Consider the following 16,336-nt stretch of genomic DNA (forward strand, 5'->3'; position numbering starts at 1 on the left):
GCGCACGACGCGTCACACCTCACCGCCCACCGCGGTGCCCCCCACATTCCCTCGATCGATCCGATCCGGCCCCGACGCTCACGCCGACCCGGCCCGACCCACACATACCTTCCGCGGGGTGGAGCAGCCCGGTAGCTCGTCAGGCTCATAACCTGAAGGTCGCTGGTTCAAATCCAGCCCCCGCAACCAAACACAACACCATCACCGAACCGACACGCCAAGGCCCGCGCCCCCACAGCGCGGGCCTTGGCGCGTTCAGGGGTATGGATCGTCATGCCGGGACGCCCCGACGCTGTGGTGAGCGGTTCGGCGGGCTTTTGCCGGTCCAGTGCCAGTGACGCGGCGCGGCGATCCGGGAGGGCAGGGGAGGGCGCTCGGAGGCCCACGGACACTCTGTTCGTGTGGGGGCGTCTGGGCCCTCAGATCACGTTGGGTGACCAGCCTCGTTCCCACCGCCCCTGTGGCCACCGAAGGCAGGGCCGCACCGAGATGAGCCCGGATGGGCTGCTTCGCTTCGTCAGGATACGGACCGGCATCGCGTCGACATGAGAAAGCCCTGCCAACATGTCGGCAGGGCTCGAAGCATTCCAGTTTCCAGCGAAACGGGCCGTGATGGTACTGAACCACTGCCCGCTGTGTCGCGGTGCGACGGAACCCGGAGCGGCTGGACCGCTCCGGGCGATCTCCGTCAGCGGGCTCGGGCCAGCCACGTCATCATCGGGCGGGATTGCCAGCGCATCGCCGCCGCGAGGTAGATGAGCGAGGCGATATGGCCCGCGGTGACGGCCGCGGCCGCGCCCGTGACGCCGGCATGGTTCATCAGCGGCACCACGACGGCGAGCGAAACCACCATGCTCACCCCGAGGGATTCGAAGATGACGCGGGTGTTGTGCTTGGCCCGGAAGTAATGGGCCGCGAGGTCTCGCACGAGGATCACCAGCACCCCGACCGAGAGGATCCGCAGGCAACCGGCATAGGCCGCGAATTCCGATCCGAAGATCAGGGTCAGCCACAACTCGGCGGGGCCGGCGAGAAGCGCCAGGATGGCCACGATCGGTGCGCCGAGACGGATGCCGGCGCTCACCAGATAGGAACGCAGCGCTTCCTCGCCGCCCTCGCTGTGCGCACGGGCGGCGCGGACCGGCAGGACGTTCTCGGTGGCGCTGAGCAGGATCAGCACCGTGCCGACGAGGTACTGCGCCGCCCGCAACCCCCCGAGGGCGTCGAGGCCGAGGGTGGAGCCCGCCACCATCCACACCACCTGCTCCTGGGCGAAGGTGACGAACACGATCGGCAGAAGCCAGCGCGCGATGGGAGTGTGACGCCGGCTGACCGCTCCGAGTTGCACCGAGGACGGCGCGCGCAGGAGGGGGCGCCCGACCGCGATGATGAAGGGCAGGCTCGTGACGAGCGAGGTCAGCGCCAGCATTCCGACATAGCCGTTGACCCCGACGGCTCCGTGCTGGAGCCAGATGAACCCGGCCGCGAGCGGGAAACTCGCCGCCCGCGCGAGATCCATGAACAGCGCCCGCACGCCCTTGCCCCGTGCGAACAGGAGACGGCGCAGGGTGAATTGCAGGTTCTGCGTGAACATCAGCGCGCAGGCGGCGGTCAGGGCCGCAGGGGTCATCTGACCGCTCAGCATCAGGGCGAAGACCACGAAGACCGCGCCGGGAACCGAGAGCAGAAAGGCGGCGATCAGGATATTGGCGCCGTAGACGCGGGAGATCGAACCGCGGGCACCGGCCAGTGTCATCATCGGTGCCGTGATGAGGGCGTTGTGCAGCCCCTGGGCAAAGGAGATCACGATCAGGATCATCGCGAAATGCCCGAACTCGACGATGCCGAGAAGGCGCGCGGCGGCGATGCCGCTGATGAATCCGAAGCCGCTGACGAGGCCTTGATCGGCGAGCGAGACGAGGGCGGCCGGCGGTCGGCGGGCGAATTGGCCGGCGCGTTGGCGCAGGCGCAGACTGAGCGGAAGGATCGCGGTGTCGTGCATGGGATGCGCCCCGCTCAGAGGGAAACTGGGGGGGATGCGGCCGTGACGGTCGAGACCCTTGGCCATCCGGCTGTCCGCGGCCGGGTCGGTCTGTGCCATCCGGGTTCGACGCCCGGGGGCGAGATCGTCCAATGACCCGTCATGAACATCGCTTCTCTTCGCCTGTCCCGGTGAGGGACAGATGCTGCGTACGTGGCCGATCCGGGGCAATCTATGGGCCAACGGATACAATCATCCAGAGCCAAAGAGATCAATGCAGACATTTATTGCTGAGTTAACCACTTGAGGTTAAACCGGCTTGCGGCTGTCTGCAGAAATGAACCGAAACAATGTAAGGGAGATGGTACGGCGAGGTGAGCATGTATCACTGGGTCAAAACCACATTGCGCGATACGCCGGGCCTGCGTGAATTGGCCCTTCGCGGCGGCTCTCTACTGCGGTCGCTCGCTTGCGCGGAGCCTGGACTCTATACACTCTGCTATCATCAGATACCGGCATCGCTTCAGGGGCGTTTCGCCGACCAACTCCGCCACCTCTCCGCGCACGGCGATTTCATCGACGCCGATACGGCTTGCGAGCGGCTCGCCGCCGGTTGGCCCGCCCGCGACCGGGCCTTTCTGATCTCGTTCGACGACGGCTATGCCGACAATCGCGATGTGGCGATGCCGGTGCTGACCGCCTTGGGCGTGCCGGCCATCGTCTTCCTCGTCAGCGACTGGATCGATGCGCCGCCTCAGCAGCCCGGCGAGCGTCTTTATATGAATCGCGCCGACGTGGCGGCGTGGCTGGACGCTGGCCTCCAGATCGGCTCGCACGGTTCGCGTCATCTGCGCCTGAGCGGCCTTAATGCGGAGGAGATCGCCGCCGACCTGGCCCGCTCCCGCCACCAGCTCTCCGCCCTAACCGGTCGGCCGGTCGAGCACTTCGCCTGCCCTTGGGGCGTGGCGGTACATGATTTCGATCCCTCGCGCGATCCGGCCCTGGTGCGGGAGGCGGGTTTCCGCACTTTCTTCACCACCCGCCGGGGCCATACCCGCAGCGCCGAGGATCTGTTCCTGATGCCGCGCCACGTCGTGGAGCCGCATTGGTCGCTGTTCGAATTCGAAGCCCTGCTGGGCGGGGCGAAATGGGGAAGGTCGATCGATGGGACGGCCTGAGCGCGTGCCCGTTCTTCCGCCGGCAGGAGCGCGCGACGGACGACCCGTCGTGATCGTGACCGGGGCGCTCGCGCCCTATACCCATGTCCTCTACGAGCGTCTGGCCGAACGGCTCGACAGGCCGCTCCATGTCCTGTCCTGCACCAAGCGGGAAAGTGCCCGGCAATGGGTGGTGGAGGCGCCGCGCCTGTTCCGGCACGAGGTGCTGCCGGGCCTGCGCTGGCACCGGGACGCGGTGCGCAACCTCTATGTGAACCCCGCCGTGGTGACGCGGCTCGCCGCGCTTCGCCCGGCGGCGCTGGTGCTCAACGATTTCTCGCCGACGATGCTGATGGCGGCGGGCTTCGCCCAGCTCCGGCGCATCCCGTATCTGATTCGGACCGACGGCGTGCCCGAGACCGATCCGGGGCAGCGCTCGGCTCCGCATCGCTGGCTGCGCCGGGCCATCGTGGCCAGCGCCCGCGCCGGCATCGGCCCGAGCCTGGGCAGCGCCCGGCTCCTCGCCCTCTACGGCGTTGCGCCGGAGCGTTTTGCCACGAGCCCGCTCTTCCCGGCCTGGTCGCCGGCGGGGCCGCCGCCGCCGGATGCCGAGCGGCCCTACGATGTCCTGTTCTGCGGCATCCTCAACGAGGAGGTGAAGGGCGCGCGCTTCTTCACCGACGTCATCCTCGCTTGCGCCGCGCGGGGCCGACGCCTTCGGGTGCGGGTGGCCGGCGACGGCCCCCTGCGGGCGGAGATGGAAGCGCGCTTGGCCGCAGCCGGGATCGAGGCGCAGTTCGACGGCTACCTGACGCAGGCCGCGCTGCCGGCGGTCTACGCCTCGTCCCGCCTGTTCCTGTTCCCGAGCCGCGGCGATGTCTGGGGCATCGTCGTGCACGAGGCTTTGCAGAGTGGAACGCCGGTGCTGGCCTCGCCCCATTCCGGCATCGCCCGCGAGCTTCTGGAAGGACATCTTTGCGGCGAGGTGCGCCCCCTCGATATCGAGGACTGGGTCACGGGCACCCTCGACCTGCTCGACAACACCGAACGACGCGCGGCCCTGCGCGAGGCGGCCCGCAGCGCGCTGCCGCGCTTTACCGCGGATGTGGCGGCGCAGGGATATGTCGAAGCTCTGGGCGCCGTCCTGAAAGCCTGACGCCGTCTCGAAGCGACCGCCCCGGCCGTCAGTCGCGCGTCGGCTGAGACGGCTGGGTGGGGCCGGACGCGCGGGCCATCGCCTCGATCGACAGGGGAACGGACACCCGACGCGCCTTGAGGAAGGCAGCCAGAGCGCGCGGGTCGCCCGTGACCGCCCGCGTCAGATCGGGTTGGGTGGCCTCGCTGTTGAGCATGATCGTCTGCCGGCGCGGATCGGCTTCCTGCTCGGTGAAGAGCGGCCGGCTGTTGAGAGAGAGATTGCCGACGATCTGATTGTCGCGGGCTACCGTGGGTTCGTTGGTCAAAAGAGTCGCGAGACGCGGAAAGCGCTCGCGCCAGCGCGGCGAGGTGACGGGCATCGCCGCGTAGGCCGTGCGGATCTCCGATTGCGGATCGTTGACCGCGCCTTCCATCCACGTTTGACCCCGCGAGTCGAGGCTGATCGCGGGGCTCGAATTCACGAACACATTGTCGGACACGATGTTGTCGCTGCCGCCGCCGATGAAGACCGGCTTCTGCACATTGACGAACAGGTTGCGCTCCACCGTGAAGCCGCTCGCCATGTCGTCGAGATAGACACCCTTCACCTCGAAACCGGGTGCGGGCTCGATATCGTGGACGTAATTGTCTCGGATCGAAGTCCCGCGCGCCGTCCAGTCCCGTCCCGCATAGATTGCGCCGGAATCGCTCAGGCCGTTCATCAGGCGGGCGACTTCGTTTCGCGCGAAGAGATGATCGTTGCCGCGGAAATGGATCGCGTAGCCGATCGCATCGTGGAACAGGTTGCCGGTCACCTGAACACCGACGCCCTCCGCCTGCACGGCGGGGTTTTGGGTCTGCGACAGGCGGGCGAAGCGCGTGAGTCGGGTGTTGCGCACGAACAGTCCGCTGGGCAGGAGCCGGACCCGGTCACCCCCGGACAAGCGCACAGCCGTCGCGCCGATATCGCGGATCACGCTCTCCGTGATGCCGCCTCCGGCCACGTTCTCGAATACGGCGGCCCGTCCTGCGCCCCAGGCGAAGGTGCTGCGGCTGATCGTGATGTCGGAACCGCCGGTCACCGTCACGAGGTCACGCCGTGCCCGCTCGAATTGCAGGTTCTCCACGCGCAGATGTCGCGCGTTCTCGATCCGCAGCAGAGTCTCGGCCAGGCCGATTTCGAGATCGACCTTGCCCTCGCGGGGCCATACGAGCAGCAGGCCCCGCTTGCGATCCCGCCACCACTCGCCTGGTGCATCGAGTTCGCACAGGGCATGCAGCAAAGCCGCGCGACCGCCGGGGCGCTCGCCCTCGTAGGGAATTTGGGCGAGTCCGATCCGGCCACCGCGTGGGCCCGCTCGCTCGACCGGGATCGTCTCCAGCAACCAGTCCCATTGCCAGAAGCCCTCGGCCCAGAGCTCGGGCTCCTGGTCCCAGGCGCATCCGGACGGGGCCTTGAAGACGAAGCCGGTGCGGTCCGAACGGCCGCCGAGCACGACATCGGCATAGCCCTGGTTCGGCCATCGCGCCGGCTGCAGGGCCCCGATCCCATCGAACACCTCGGTCACCAGGGGGGCCGGATCGTTCAGCATCTTCGGTTCGCGGAACTGCGGTTCGCCGGCGATCCGGTCGGGCAGTCGATAGGCCCGCACCTTGTCGCGGGCAGCCGGCGGGAGGCGGGCCAGAAGATCCGGCGGGAGTGACGCGGAACGCAGCGCGCGACTGCCGGTGAGCCGGGACGAGCCGTCGGCGGCGCCGCGGATCACGAGCGGTCGATCGGCCGTCCCGGACAATTCGGGGCCGATCCGAACCGGTTGATCGAGCCGATGGAGGCCGGACTCGAGTTCGACCACGATCGTCGAGCCGTCCCGACGCCGCCATTCGGCGGCCTTGGCGAGGGCTGCGGCCAAGGTCGAGAAGCGGCCTTCGCCGATTGCCGGAGCACCGTCCGGGACGACCTTGAGGATGCGGGTTCGCGCGGCGACATCGGTCGATGCCGCTTCTGCCGGCCATGCGAGACTGGCCAAGCCGACGAGAAGACTGACGCGCATCACGTCAATGCCGGCGCTCCATTTGGCCCGCATGAACCCGTTCCGAAACGATGGCTCGACAGTGCGAGGCTTCATGCGATGAGCATTAAGCCGAAAGGTTGCCGCTGGCTTTCGATGGAAGCCGATACAGCACAGACCCGTCCAGAAATGTCAGGGCCGCGTCCGGATACCGCATCCAAAAGGCTTGCGGTCTAAAAGGAGTGGAGAACACCCGTAATCCACAACTTGCGGCGAAGTCAGATTTGCGAATTTATGAGACACGTAATTGGGCTCCGCTATCCGTAGAAAGACACGAGTCCGTGCGCGCAACGGGAAGGACATTCTCTCCGCTGGTTCGGCTCTTGCTGCCATTCCGGTCGAGAAGGCCCGATCGGAGGCCGATGTCGCGAAACGGGACGCCTTCGTGCGGATCCTGGGACGAACGACACGGAAGCCGGTCCCATTCCTCTCTTTCTGGACGGCGGAGACGATAGTGACAGCGCATACTCCGAGACCGATGTTTCATCAGAGCTCGGGTTCGTTCGAGGCGACTGCGCCGTTCGGTCCCTCCGCCCCCGTGCTCGATCTGCGCGCCCTGTTCACCAATCTCAGGCGGCAGAAAGTCTGGATCCTGCTGCCGGCGATCTCGGCCGTCCTGCTCGTCCTGATGGTCTACCCGCTCATCCCCCTGCGCTTCCAGGCGAGCACGCAGCTGCTGATCGATCCGCGCGGGCTCCAGATCATCGACAAGGAACTCTCGCCGGGCGCGCAGAGCGGCGAGGCGAGCCTCCCGCTCGTCGAGAGCCAGTTGCGGGTCATCACCTCCGAGCGGGTCCTGCGCGATCTGATCGCCCGGGAGAACCTGCAGAACGATCCGGAATTCATCGAGCCGTCCGGCCTCGTCTCCCAGGTCCTCGGCGGCATCAATCGAATGCTCGGCGTCACCGAGACCCGCGAGGATCCGATGCTGCGCGCCCTGCGGACCGTTCAGCGCCGCGTCAGCGTCCGCCGCACGGAGCGTTCCTACATCATCGATATCTTCTTCGAGGCCTCGACCGCGGCGAAGGCGGCCCATCTCGCCAACGCCCTCGCCACCGCGTATCTCGAAAGCGACCTGGCCGCCCGCAACGACGTCGCCAAGCGCGTCGAGCAGTCCCTGTCGGGCCGCCTCGCCGAACTGCGCAATCAGGTTCGCGGCGCGGAGGAGAAGGTCGAGACCTACAAGGCCGAGAACAACATCATCGGCGCGTCCGGCCGTCTCATCAACGAGCAGCAGCTTCTCGAACTGAACACGCAGCTCGGCGCCGCCCGCGGTCGTTCGGCCGAGCTGAAGGCCCGCACCGATCTCATCGAGAGCGCCCGCCGCAGAGGCGCCGATCCGGCGGCGATCAGCGAGGCGGTTCAATCGCCGACGATCGGCCAGATGCGCGGTCAGTATCTCGAGCTCAAGCGTCGCCAATCCGACGTGATGACGCTGCTCGGCGCACGCCATCCCGACGTCATCACCCTGGAGGCGCAGGCCCGCACGGTCCGCACCCAGATCAAGGAGGAGCTCGACCGGATCGCCCGCGCCGCATGGGTCGATTACCAGCGATCCAAGTCGAAGGAGATCGCGCTGGCGCGCGATGTCGAGTCCCTGAAGGGCGAAGCCCTCACGACGAACCGGGCCTTCGTGCGGTTGCGCGAATTGGAGCGCGAGGCGGAAAGCAGCCGCGGCGTCTACGAATCCTTCCTGCGTCGAACCAAGGAGGTCGGCGAACAGCAGGCGATCGACAGCGCCAACCTGCGCGTCATCTCCCGCGCGGTCCCGCCCCGCGAGGCCATGAACCTGCCCCTGGCCTTCCTCCTGGTCGGTGCGATCGTGGCCGGCCTCGGCCTCGGTGTCCTGTTCGTCTGGCTGCGGGACATGCTCTCTACCCCCGCACCGCTGAGAGAGCCCAACCGTCGGGCGTCGACGTTCCAGTCGGCCTGAGAACAGGGTGCCCGCGTGAGCGCAATTCAGAATCCGGCCCTTCAAAATCGGGCCCTGCCCGACGACCCTCGGATCGGTTTCTGGACCGCGCTCCTCATCGCGGTCGTTCTCGTGGTGTGGCGGTTCAGCAGCATCGACGCCGAGGGCGGCGGTCAGATGAAGTACATCCTCTACCTGCTGCCGTTCTTCTGCATCGCGTTTCAGGCGCTGCTGCGGAACCTCGTCGTGCCGTTCCATCCGCCCGGCGCGCAGGCCGTCGGCCTGTACGTGCTGGCTGCGGGCGCCGCGATCCTGGCCGGCCGCAGCAGCAATCCCTTCCTCGTCCGCGACCTCCTGATCATCGGCACGTACCTGATGATGTTCTCGGTGGCGTGGTCCGCCACGCATCGTGAGGTGATGATCGTCGCCGCCACCTGCTTCGCCTGCATGCTGATCGAGGCCCTTCAGGAGGGGATCAGCCTGAACGTCGATATCCTCGCCTCCGACGGCATTCTCGAATCGGTGATGGCGTTCCCGCTTGGGGTCATCGTCCTCTACGCCTTCCGCACGCGGCGTCTCGTCTTCGGGCTGGTGACGGGGATCCTGTTCTTCGCGGCCTACAAGCGCATCGCGATCATGGCGGTGATCGCCGTGCTGGCCTTCGAGTGGGCAATCGTCACCTTTGGACTCGCCCGGCGGCGTCGGGCGCTGGCGATCCTACTGGTGATCCTGCTCTCGCTCAGCTCCCTGTTCTCGATGCAGCTGTTCGAGTACGGCGCAAAATTCGTCGGCGGCGAGAATGTCTCCGCCAACAGCCTGTCGCTCGGGCGGTTCGAGTTCTCCGTCGCGATCTGGCGCGAGGTCGAGGCCGCGCCGATGGCCAAGCTGCTGTTCGGGCACGGGCCCGGCTCGGCCGACACCATCGTGCAGACCGCTGACGACCATGCGAGCAATCCGCACAACGACTGGCTCAAGATCTTCGTCGATTACGGCGCGTTCGGCTTCGTGCTGTTCCACCTCATCCTGCTGCGGATGTTTGCGGGCAGCCCGTTCGGAATTCTGATCTACCTCTACACCGCCATCGTGATGACCACGGACAACTCGCTGATCTACACCTTCCACCACGTCATCGTGCTGGTCGTGCTGCGCGCCGCCGCGTCCATGCCGCTTGCGGCCACCGCGCCGCTGCGCTGGTCCACCCATCGCCACCCACCGGTCGCGGCACCGAATTAGGGAACCGACGCTTCCCGGGGGCGATCTCTCCGCGCCTCCTGCGCGGCGACTTCTCTCGGCATTCGAGCAGCCGCGCCCGATGGAACGAGGCGTCGATGGCGAGCGCAGGGGTGCCCGTCGCGTCCCTTCTCGCCGCAGTCCGGTCCGACGAAAAACCCCTCCCTCGCCGTGCGAAGGAGGGGTTCGAGCCGATCGAGCAGAGGGCGCTCCGCCTCATGCCCCGAACAGAACGATCTCCGTGTAGGACAGGTCGCCCGCCACCGGCGGGTTGGGGCCGCGGGCGAATTTCGGGGCGCGGCCGGGAAAGTAGCGGCCGGGAATGTCGGCGCACCGCTCCAGCGCGTCGAGGACGAACCATGGCATCCCCCGGCGCAGCATCAGGTGCCGACCGACCGCCCCAAGGCAGGCGGCAAGATCGAGATTCGGCGAGTGGTAGACGAGCTGAAGCCCGGGGAAGCGCAGCCACGCGAACCGGCCCGGCAGCACCTTGATAGCGCGTCGCTGGAACAGCAGCGCGCCCGCCACCGGCCCGTGCGACCAGACGAGTCCGAGGCATCCGTAAGAGACGTGATCGGCGACGAGCCGCGCCTCCGCCGGGGGGAGCAGCGCCAGGGTCGCGGGCGAGACGGCGCGTGCCCGGCCCCGATGTCGGCCGAGCAGCGGCACGGCCAGCATCTGGCCGGCGCAGATCGTCTTGAATCCGCGCGCCTTGTGCATCGCCCAGGTCTGCGGCGCGGGCGAAACGTTGACGTAGGTCACCGAGCGGTCGCGCATGGCGAAGCCGTCGAGCAGGGTGCCGAGCGATCGGTATTCCGGCTTCACGTACCAGCTCGACAGATTGCAGCGCAGATGCGTCCCGGCTTCGTCCTCGATCACCCGATAGAGCGCGAGCAGCACGCCGACGGCCTCGCCGTCCCGTTCCATCAGGTAGCCGTAGCGCGGCACGCCGTCCGGCAGGGGCTGGGCGCGGTGATGGGCGAGCCCGTTGCGCCAGTAAGCCTCCGAGCGGTCGGCGAAGCCGGCCCGCAGCAGCCCGATCACCGCATCGAGATCGCTCTCCTCGATGATCCGGCAGCGGGTCTTGGCGCGTTCGGGCTTCGGCGCGGCCGGGGCCGGATCGGATCCGGAGAAGACGGGGACTTCGTGGGATTCGGACAGGGCTAACATCGGCGACACTCTCGGAGCTTCGCTGAGCTTGGGACCCAGGGCCGGATGCGGGGCGGCGTCCGTTCGGATCGGGGGTCAGGTCGGCGGGTGGGCTGGGTCTTGGCGAAGGGCGGGAGAGGGGGGATCGGACCGGATCAAGCCGTGCTGCCGGCGTCGATCGTCAGCACGGTGCCGGTGATGTTGCGGGCCTTGTCCGACATCAGATACGCGACGGCGTCGGCCACATCCTGCGGTTCGGCGAGGCGCTTGAGGGCGCTGCGATTGGCCACCCGACCGCGCTCGGCCTCGTCCATGCCATCGGTCAGGGCCGTCTCGATGAAGCCCGGCGCCACCGCGTTCACCGTGACGCCGAGACGTCCGACCTCGCGGGCGAGGGATTTCGTGAAGCCGATCATCGACGCCTTGGTGGCGGCGTAGACCGAGAGCGCGTTGTAGCCGGTGAAGGCGATGATCGAGCTCACATTCACGATGCGGCCCGCGCCCGCCGTCATCATCCCGCGGGCGAGGTACTTGGTCAGCACCATCGGGGCCACGGTGTTGAGGTGGACGAGTTCGGTGATCTTGCTCGCCGGCATGGTGGTCAGCAGGCCGGGCGTGCCGATGGCGGCGTTGTTCACGAGGCCGTAGACCGGTCCGTGCTCCGCCTTGATCCGCTGGACGAGGGCCTGGAGCGCGTCGATCTCGCCGAGATCGGCGGGCATGAATTGGATCGCGCCGAACGGGGCGGCCTCGCAGGCTGCTTCCAGAGCTTCGCTTGGGCGCCGGGCCAAGCCGACCACGCGATAGCCTTCCGCCGCGAGCGTCGAGGCCATGGCGAGACCCAATCCCCGGCTCGCCCCGGTGACGACGACGAGGCGGCCTTCTCGGATCTCGCTCACGGCATCCTCCGCACCAGCTTGCCGCCCGAGGTGAGCGGCAGATCGTCGACGAAGCGCACGCTCGCCGGCACCTTGTGGCCGGAGAGGCGCGGGCGGCAATGGGCGATGATCGCCTTCTTCAGGGCAGCCGGGTCGGCGGCGTCGGTGCCGGCGCGCAGAACCACTTCGGCCTCGACCACCGCCCCGAGGATGGGGTTGGGCCGCGCCCGCACCCGGGACATCGACACGCTGGCGTGCAGGTTGACGACGGCCTCGACCTCTTCGGGCTGCACCTTGGCACCGCCGACATTGATGACGCCGCTGCGCCGTCCGAGGAAGTGGAAGCGGTCGCCCCGCCGCTCGACGAGGTCGCCTGTATCCACGAATCCGTCCTCGGCCATCAGGGGCTCGGGCGCGGCGCCGAGATAGCGCCGGCCGGTGCGGTTCGAGCGCACGTAGAGGGCGTCGTCCCGCACCGCGATCTCGATACCGGCGCGCGTGCCGATCAGCGAGGCCGGGAAGCCTTCGCATCCGTCCTCGACGGTGAATCCGACGCCGCCCTCGGTCGAGGCATAGGCGTGGGCCATCCGCGCGTCGGGGAAGGCGGCGCGCAGGAGATCGAGAACGGTCTGGTCGGCGATTTCGCCGGAGAGGCGCACGTAGCGCGGCGAGAGCCGGCTCAGGGCGTTGCTCATCAGGGCGAGCCGCCAGTGCGAGGGCGTACCCAGGATGTGGGTGACGCCCGCATCCCCGGCGCGAACCAGAAAGTCGCGTACGGTCTCGTGCCGGTCCGACAGCACGAGCGAGGCCGGAGCCAGCATCGCGCGGAGGAAGACCTGGAGGCCGCCGTAGCGGCGGATGTCGTAGAAGGTCGACCAGACCGTGCCGGGCTCCGGCGTGGCGGCTGTGTTGATGCCGCCGGCCAGCCCTTCGAGGGTGTGGGCGACGAGCTTCGGGGCGCCGGTGGTGCCGGAGGTGGCGAGCGCCCACTCCGTCTCCCGTCCCGTCCCGGCCGTGGCCTCGAAGGAGGCCCTGGACGCGGCCTCGACATCGATGCGGGGCAGACCCGGCAGGGCGTCGTCGGGCAGTCCCTCGGCATCGCAGACGGCGATCTCGGCGTCCGAATCCGTCGCGATGCGGGCGACGTGTTCCGGCGCGAGGCCCGGGGGCACCAGGGCGAGGCGCGCGACGAGGCCGTCGAGGGCCAGCATAGCGCGGGCCGCCGCCATCTGCCCACCGACCGCGAGCAGCACGCGCTTGCCGGCGAGTTGCTCGCTCACCGATGTGTCCCGCGGGCCGCCGATGATCCCGGCGAGATGTCTGTGCTCGCGATGGTCGGACAGGAACAGGCCTTCGAGCCCGCAACTCCGAAAGAGTCTCTCGCGCAGGATCATGGCGGTCAGGCCGCCAGCTTGGCCGCCGCGCGGTCGTAGAGGGCGACGAGGTCGCCGACCGTCACGGGCAGGTCGTCCGCCTCCATCTCGGAGAACGGATCGGCGCCTGTCAGGTCCTCCATCCGAGCAACCAGGAGGGCGAAGCAGAGCGAATCGAACTCGGTCTCCAGCATCACGAGATCGTCGGTGATCGGCGGCATCCGCTTCTCCTGCTCGGCAGCGACGGCGGCGATCTCGGCGTGGATGGTGGAACGCAGGGACATGGGGAACTCCACGGGTCGAACGGTCAGGCGTTTGGAAGGGGCGCGCGCAGCGCATCCGAAAAACCGCGCGCGATGTCGGAGAGGATCGGCCGGGAGCGGGGCACGAGGCGCCCGAGGCCGTAGAAGAAGTGGATCATGCCGTCATGCCGGGCATGGACGACCGGCACGTCCGCGCGGGTCAGCCGCTCGGCGTACGCTTCGCCGTCGTCGCGCACCGGATCGTACTCGGCGGTGTGGAGATGAGCCGGCGGCAGGCCCGTCAGATCCTCTTCGCGCAGCGGGCAGAATCGCGCGTTCGGCAGGGCTTTCGGTCCGCAGGCGAGGAGATCGCCCTGGATCGTCGCCTCGTCGAGAAAATAGCCGCGGGCGAAATCCCGGCGCGAGGCGCCCATGCCGTGCACGTCGAGGACCGGGCAGATCAGCAGCTGCGCCGCCGGACGTTGCCCGGTTTCGCGCAGCTCCTGACAGATACGGGCGGCGAGTCCCGCCCCGGCGGATTCACCGCCGACGGCGAGCCGGGCCGGATCGATGCCGACCTCGTCCGCATGCTCCGTCACCCAGCGGGTCGCGGCGAGCGCGTCGTCGAGCGCCGCCGGAAACGGGTGTTCCGGGGCGAGCCGATAATCGACGGCCACCACCCGCATCCGGCCCGCATCGCACAGGGTGCGGCACAGGGCGTCGTGGGTGTCGAGATCGCCGGTGACGAGGCCGCCGCCGTGCAGGAAGACGAGGCCGGGGCCCGGCTTCTCGCCCTCCGGCGTGTAGAGGCGAAGGGACAGGGCGCCGCCGGGGCCCGGCATGGTGAGGTCGCGGGTCGCAATCGGCCCCGTCGCGAGGCCGGCGGCGGCGAGCCGCGAGAGTCCGCGCAGGCCCTCGCGACGGGCGGCGAGATCGATGCCGTTCGAGCCCCCGAGCGCCATCATGTCGAGGAAACGGCTGACATGGGGGTCGAGGGCCATCGCGATCGCTCAGAGCTTCAGCGCAGCACGGATCGAGTCCGGCCAGTCGGCGATGGTCTCGCCGTGGGTGGCGAACATCGCGACCGCCAAGCGGTCCATCCCGAACGCGACGCAGCCGGTATGGGCGGGCTCGCCGTCGGCGAGATGGAGGCCCCAGGTCGTGCCGAAATGCTCGCGGTGATAGTTGAAGCTCATGCAGGCGGTGCCGGCAGCGGCACCCCGCAGCGGAATCAGCAGCTCGAACTTGAGCGCCTGCTCCAGCTGGCTGAAGGCCATGATCTGGCCGAGGCGTCCGAAGAACGGATCGCTCGCGGTCTCGACCGTGTAGGTCAGGCCGAGTTCGTCGGCCATGGCGGTGGCGGTCTTGATCCAGCTCTCGCGGAAGGCGACGATCTGCTCCGGCGTGCCGATCCGGACGTATTCGCGCATCCGGAAGGATTGCAGCCGGTCGAGATGGCGCGAGGGCTCGCGGCGGAAGCAGTCGCAGGCGACGTCGAAGCGGTAGCCGCTCTCCGGCACCGGTCCGCGCGCGGCGGCGATCGGGTAGACGGGATAGCAGGCGGCCGGCGTCAGCACGAGATCGGCGGTCTCGAGGCCTTCGGTCCAGTCGCCGCCCGCGAGATGACGGTCGGCATAGCTGCGGATCTCGGTTTCCGAGCCTTCCAGGCAGGAGACGCAGCCCAGGAGATTCGGAAAGCTCTTGAGGTAGCCGTGGCGCTCGAGATGGGCGCGGCTCATCACCGGCGGGAAGCGGAACACCTCCGTGCCCTCGTCGCGGCGGGCCGAGATGAAGGCGGCGAGCGCCTCGACCACCGACTCGTAGGCGCCGGTGCGGGCATAGACGCCCAGCGCGTTCATCGGCTTGAACATCGCGTCGAACAGGGAATCGAGCGGATCGGTCGCGGGCGGGGCGGCCGGCGCGTTCATCACGGGCATGTTCATGGCGGGAAACTCTCGGGCAGAGGGCGAGGGTGGCGGGTTCAGGCGCTGAGCGAGGCGGCGACCGGGGACATCAGGGTCGCGGTGGCGAGGTTGGCCACGATCCGGTCGTTGTGGATCATGATCGGCGCCGAGAGAATGTCGCGCAGCGCGCGACCGATGCTGAAGGCGCCGTCCTGGCGGTAGCCCGCGAGCCCGTTGGCCCGCATCGCACTCGACACCGTGGCGACCGCGAGTTCCGAGACCTCGACCTTCAGCATCGTGATCGCGGTCTGGAAATCGAGGGCGGCGAGCGCCGCCGCGTCGTCGCCCGCGGCCTCGAACCGGTCGAGCCCCTGCACGATCAGGGCGCGGGCCTGCTTCAGGCTGGAGACCGCGCGGGCATAGTGGAGCGCACCGGGCGGTGCGACGCCGCCGGCCCCGCGCATGGCGGTGCGGGTGAAGGCCTGGGCCCGATCCACGGCGGAGGCCGCGATGCCGGCCCAGGCACTCGACCAGAGGATGTGGGAGACCGGCGTCATGGTCTGGTTGTGGACGTCGCCGTAGCGGGCGGAGAGCACCTGTTCGGGGCGCCCCTTCGCCACGAGGCGGAAGCCGCTGCTGCAGGTGCCGCGCATCCCCAGCGTTTCCCAGCCGCTCAGGCGTTCCAGGGTGTAGTCCTCCTTCAGGAAGACGCAGAGCACCTGATCGGAGGCGGCGGCCTCGGCGTTGCGGCGGGCCACGGTGACGACACCGTCGGCCTGGGCGCCGTACGAGATCACCGTGGCGGCCCGCTCCAGGCTCACGCTCTCGCCGTCGCTCTCTACCGCGGCCGCCGAGGAGCGGACATTGCCGCCGCCCTGACCTTCCGTGGTCGAGGACGCCATGAGCAGCTGCTCGTCGGCGATGCGCCGGATCAGGCCGTCGCGCCACGGGTCGCCGCGGCCGTGCCGGATCAGGCAGGCGACCTTGGTCTGATGCATGGCGAAGATCATGGCGGTCGAGGCGCAGGCCCGGCCGAGTGCGTAGGCGATGTCGGCGAGCGCCCGGATCGCGGCGCCTTCCCCGCCGAGTTCGATCGGCACCATCGCGCCCAGCAGGCGCTGCGACTTGAGGGCGGCCAAAGCCTCCTCCGGGAAGCGCCCGTCGCGATCCACCGCCTCGGCGTGGAGGGCGGCGATCGCGGCGACCGCCGCCGCGCGGGCAGCGAGGTCGGTGGCCTCGGCGGTCTCATCGGGACCGGACATCGACTGCATGGTCATGGCTGGGCTCGGCGTGTGAGGCCGGCC

At 68.7% G+C, this 16,336-nt stretch carries 13 protein-coding genes and 1 tRNA gene; 5 read left to right on the top strand and 9 right to left on the bottom strand.

The genetic code is table 11. The features are described from left to right. Positions 1 to 112: 112 nt before the first annotated feature. A tRNA-Met gene (locus OWC43_RS04725) sits at positions 113 to 189 on the top strand. Positions 190 to 688: 499 nt separating this feature from the next. Here OWC43_RS04725 and OWC43_RS04730 read toward each other — a convergent pair. Further along, entirely contained in the window at positions 689 to 2,101 is a 1,413-nt protein-coding gene (locus OWC43_RS04730) for a lipopolysaccharide biosynthesis protein (RefSeq protein ID WP_393955885.1), read from the bottom strand. 260 nt (positions 2,102 to 2,361) lie between these two features. Here OWC43_RS04730 and OWC43_RS04735 point away from each other — a divergent pair, with 260 nt between their 5' ends. Next, complete coding sequence (locus OWC43_RS04735; protein WP_393958493.1) at positions 2,362 to 3,159, top strand: polysaccharide deacetylase family protein; 798 nt, start codon at positions 2,362 to 2,364, stop codon at positions 3,157 to 3,159. Positions 3,160 to 3,163: 4 nt separating this feature from the next. Beyond that, a complete protein-coding gene (locus OWC43_RS04740; protein WP_393955886.1) occupies positions 3,164 to 4,294 on the top strand; it encodes a glycosyltransferase in 1,131 nt (376 codons plus the stop codon). 28 nt (positions 4,295 to 4,322) lie between these two features. On the opposite strand, the gene OWC43_RS04745 is transcribed toward OWC43_RS04740, so the two are convergent. Continuing rightward, the gene (locus OWC43_RS04745) at positions 4,323 to 6,359 is read right to left on the bottom strand and encodes a right-handed parallel beta-helix repeat-containing protein (RefSeq protein ID WP_393955887.1); all 2,037 of its coding nucleotides are present in this window, start codon (positions 6,357 to 6,359) and stop codon (positions 4,323 to 4,325) included. A 463-nt stretch (positions 6,360 to 6,822) separates the two neighbouring features. Here OWC43_RS04745 and OWC43_RS04750 point away from each other — a divergent pair, with 463 nt between their 5' ends. Together OWC43_RS04750 and OWC43_RS04755 are read left to right on the top strand one after the other, a co-directional pair. Next, positions 6,823 to 8,277, top strand: a complete 1,455-nt coding sequence (locus OWC43_RS04750; RefSeq protein ID WP_393955888.1) for a GumC family protein — start codon at positions 6,823 to 6,825, stop codon at positions 8,275 to 8,277. A 15-nt stretch (positions 8,278 to 8,292) separates the two neighbouring features. Next, a complete protein-coding gene (locus OWC43_RS04755) occupies positions 8,293 to 9,489 on the top strand; it encodes an O-antigen ligase family protein (protein WP_393955889.1) in 1,197 nt (398 codons plus the stop codon). Between the two features lie 213 nt (positions 9,490 to 9,702). On the opposite strand, the gene OWC43_RS04760 is transcribed toward OWC43_RS04755, so the two are convergent. From OWC43_RS04760 to OWC43_RS04790, 7 genes are all read right to left on the bottom strand, one after another. Then, a complete protein-coding gene (locus OWC43_RS04760; protein ID WP_393955890.1) occupies positions 9,703 to 10,656 on the bottom strand; it encodes a hypothetical protein in 954 nt (317 codons plus the stop codon). Positions 10,657 to 10,790: 134 nt separating this feature from the next. After that, complete coding sequence (locus tag OWC43_RS04765) at positions 10,791 to 11,534, bottom strand: SDR family NAD(P)-dependent oxidoreductase (RefSeq protein WP_137830733.1); 744 nt, start codon at positions 11,532 to 11,534, stop codon at positions 10,791 to 10,793. Continuing rightward, a complete protein-coding gene (locus OWC43_RS04770; RefSeq protein WP_393955891.1) occupies positions 11,531 to 12,907 on the bottom strand; it encodes a class I adenylate-forming enzyme family protein in 1,377 nt (458 codons plus the stop codon). The genes OWC43_RS04765 and OWC43_RS04770 overlap by 4 nt, the downstream gene beginning before the upstream one ends. 5 nt (positions 12,908 to 12,912) lie before the next feature. After that, on the bottom strand, positions 12,913 to 13,170 hold the full coding sequence (locus OWC43_RS04775) for an acyl carrier protein (RefSeq protein ID WP_137830731.1): 258 nt from the start codon (positions 13,168 to 13,170) through the stop codon (positions 12,913 to 12,915). A gap of 23 nt (positions 13,171 to 13,193) precedes the next feature. Further along, positions 13,194 to 14,129: an alpha/beta hydrolase gene (locus OWC43_RS04780; RefSeq protein ID WP_393955892.1), complete on the bottom strand. Its 936-nt coding sequence runs from the start codon at positions 14,127 to 14,129 to the stop codon at positions 13,194 to 13,196. A 9-nt stretch (positions 14,130 to 14,138) separates the two neighbouring features. Further along, positions 14,139 to 15,071: an amino acid--[acyl-carrier-protein] ligase gene (locus tag OWC43_RS04785; RefSeq protein WP_393955893.1), complete on the bottom strand. Its 933-nt coding sequence runs from the start codon at positions 15,069 to 15,071 to the stop codon at positions 14,139 to 14,141. A 38-nt stretch (positions 15,072 to 15,109) separates the two neighbouring features. Further along, the gene (locus OWC43_RS04790) at positions 15,110 to 16,309 is read right to left on the bottom strand and encodes an acyl-CoA dehydrogenase family protein (protein ID WP_393955894.1); all 1,200 of its coding nucleotides are present in this window, start codon (positions 16,307 to 16,309) and stop codon (positions 15,110 to 15,112) included. Positions 16,310 to 16,336: the final 27 nt, after the last annotated feature.

The organism is Methylorubrum sp. POS3, from assembly GCF_043352485.1.
GTDB classification, from domain to species: Bacteria; Pseudomonadota; Alphaproteobacteria; order Rhizobiales; family Beijerinckiaceae; genus Methylobacterium; species Methylobacterium suomiense.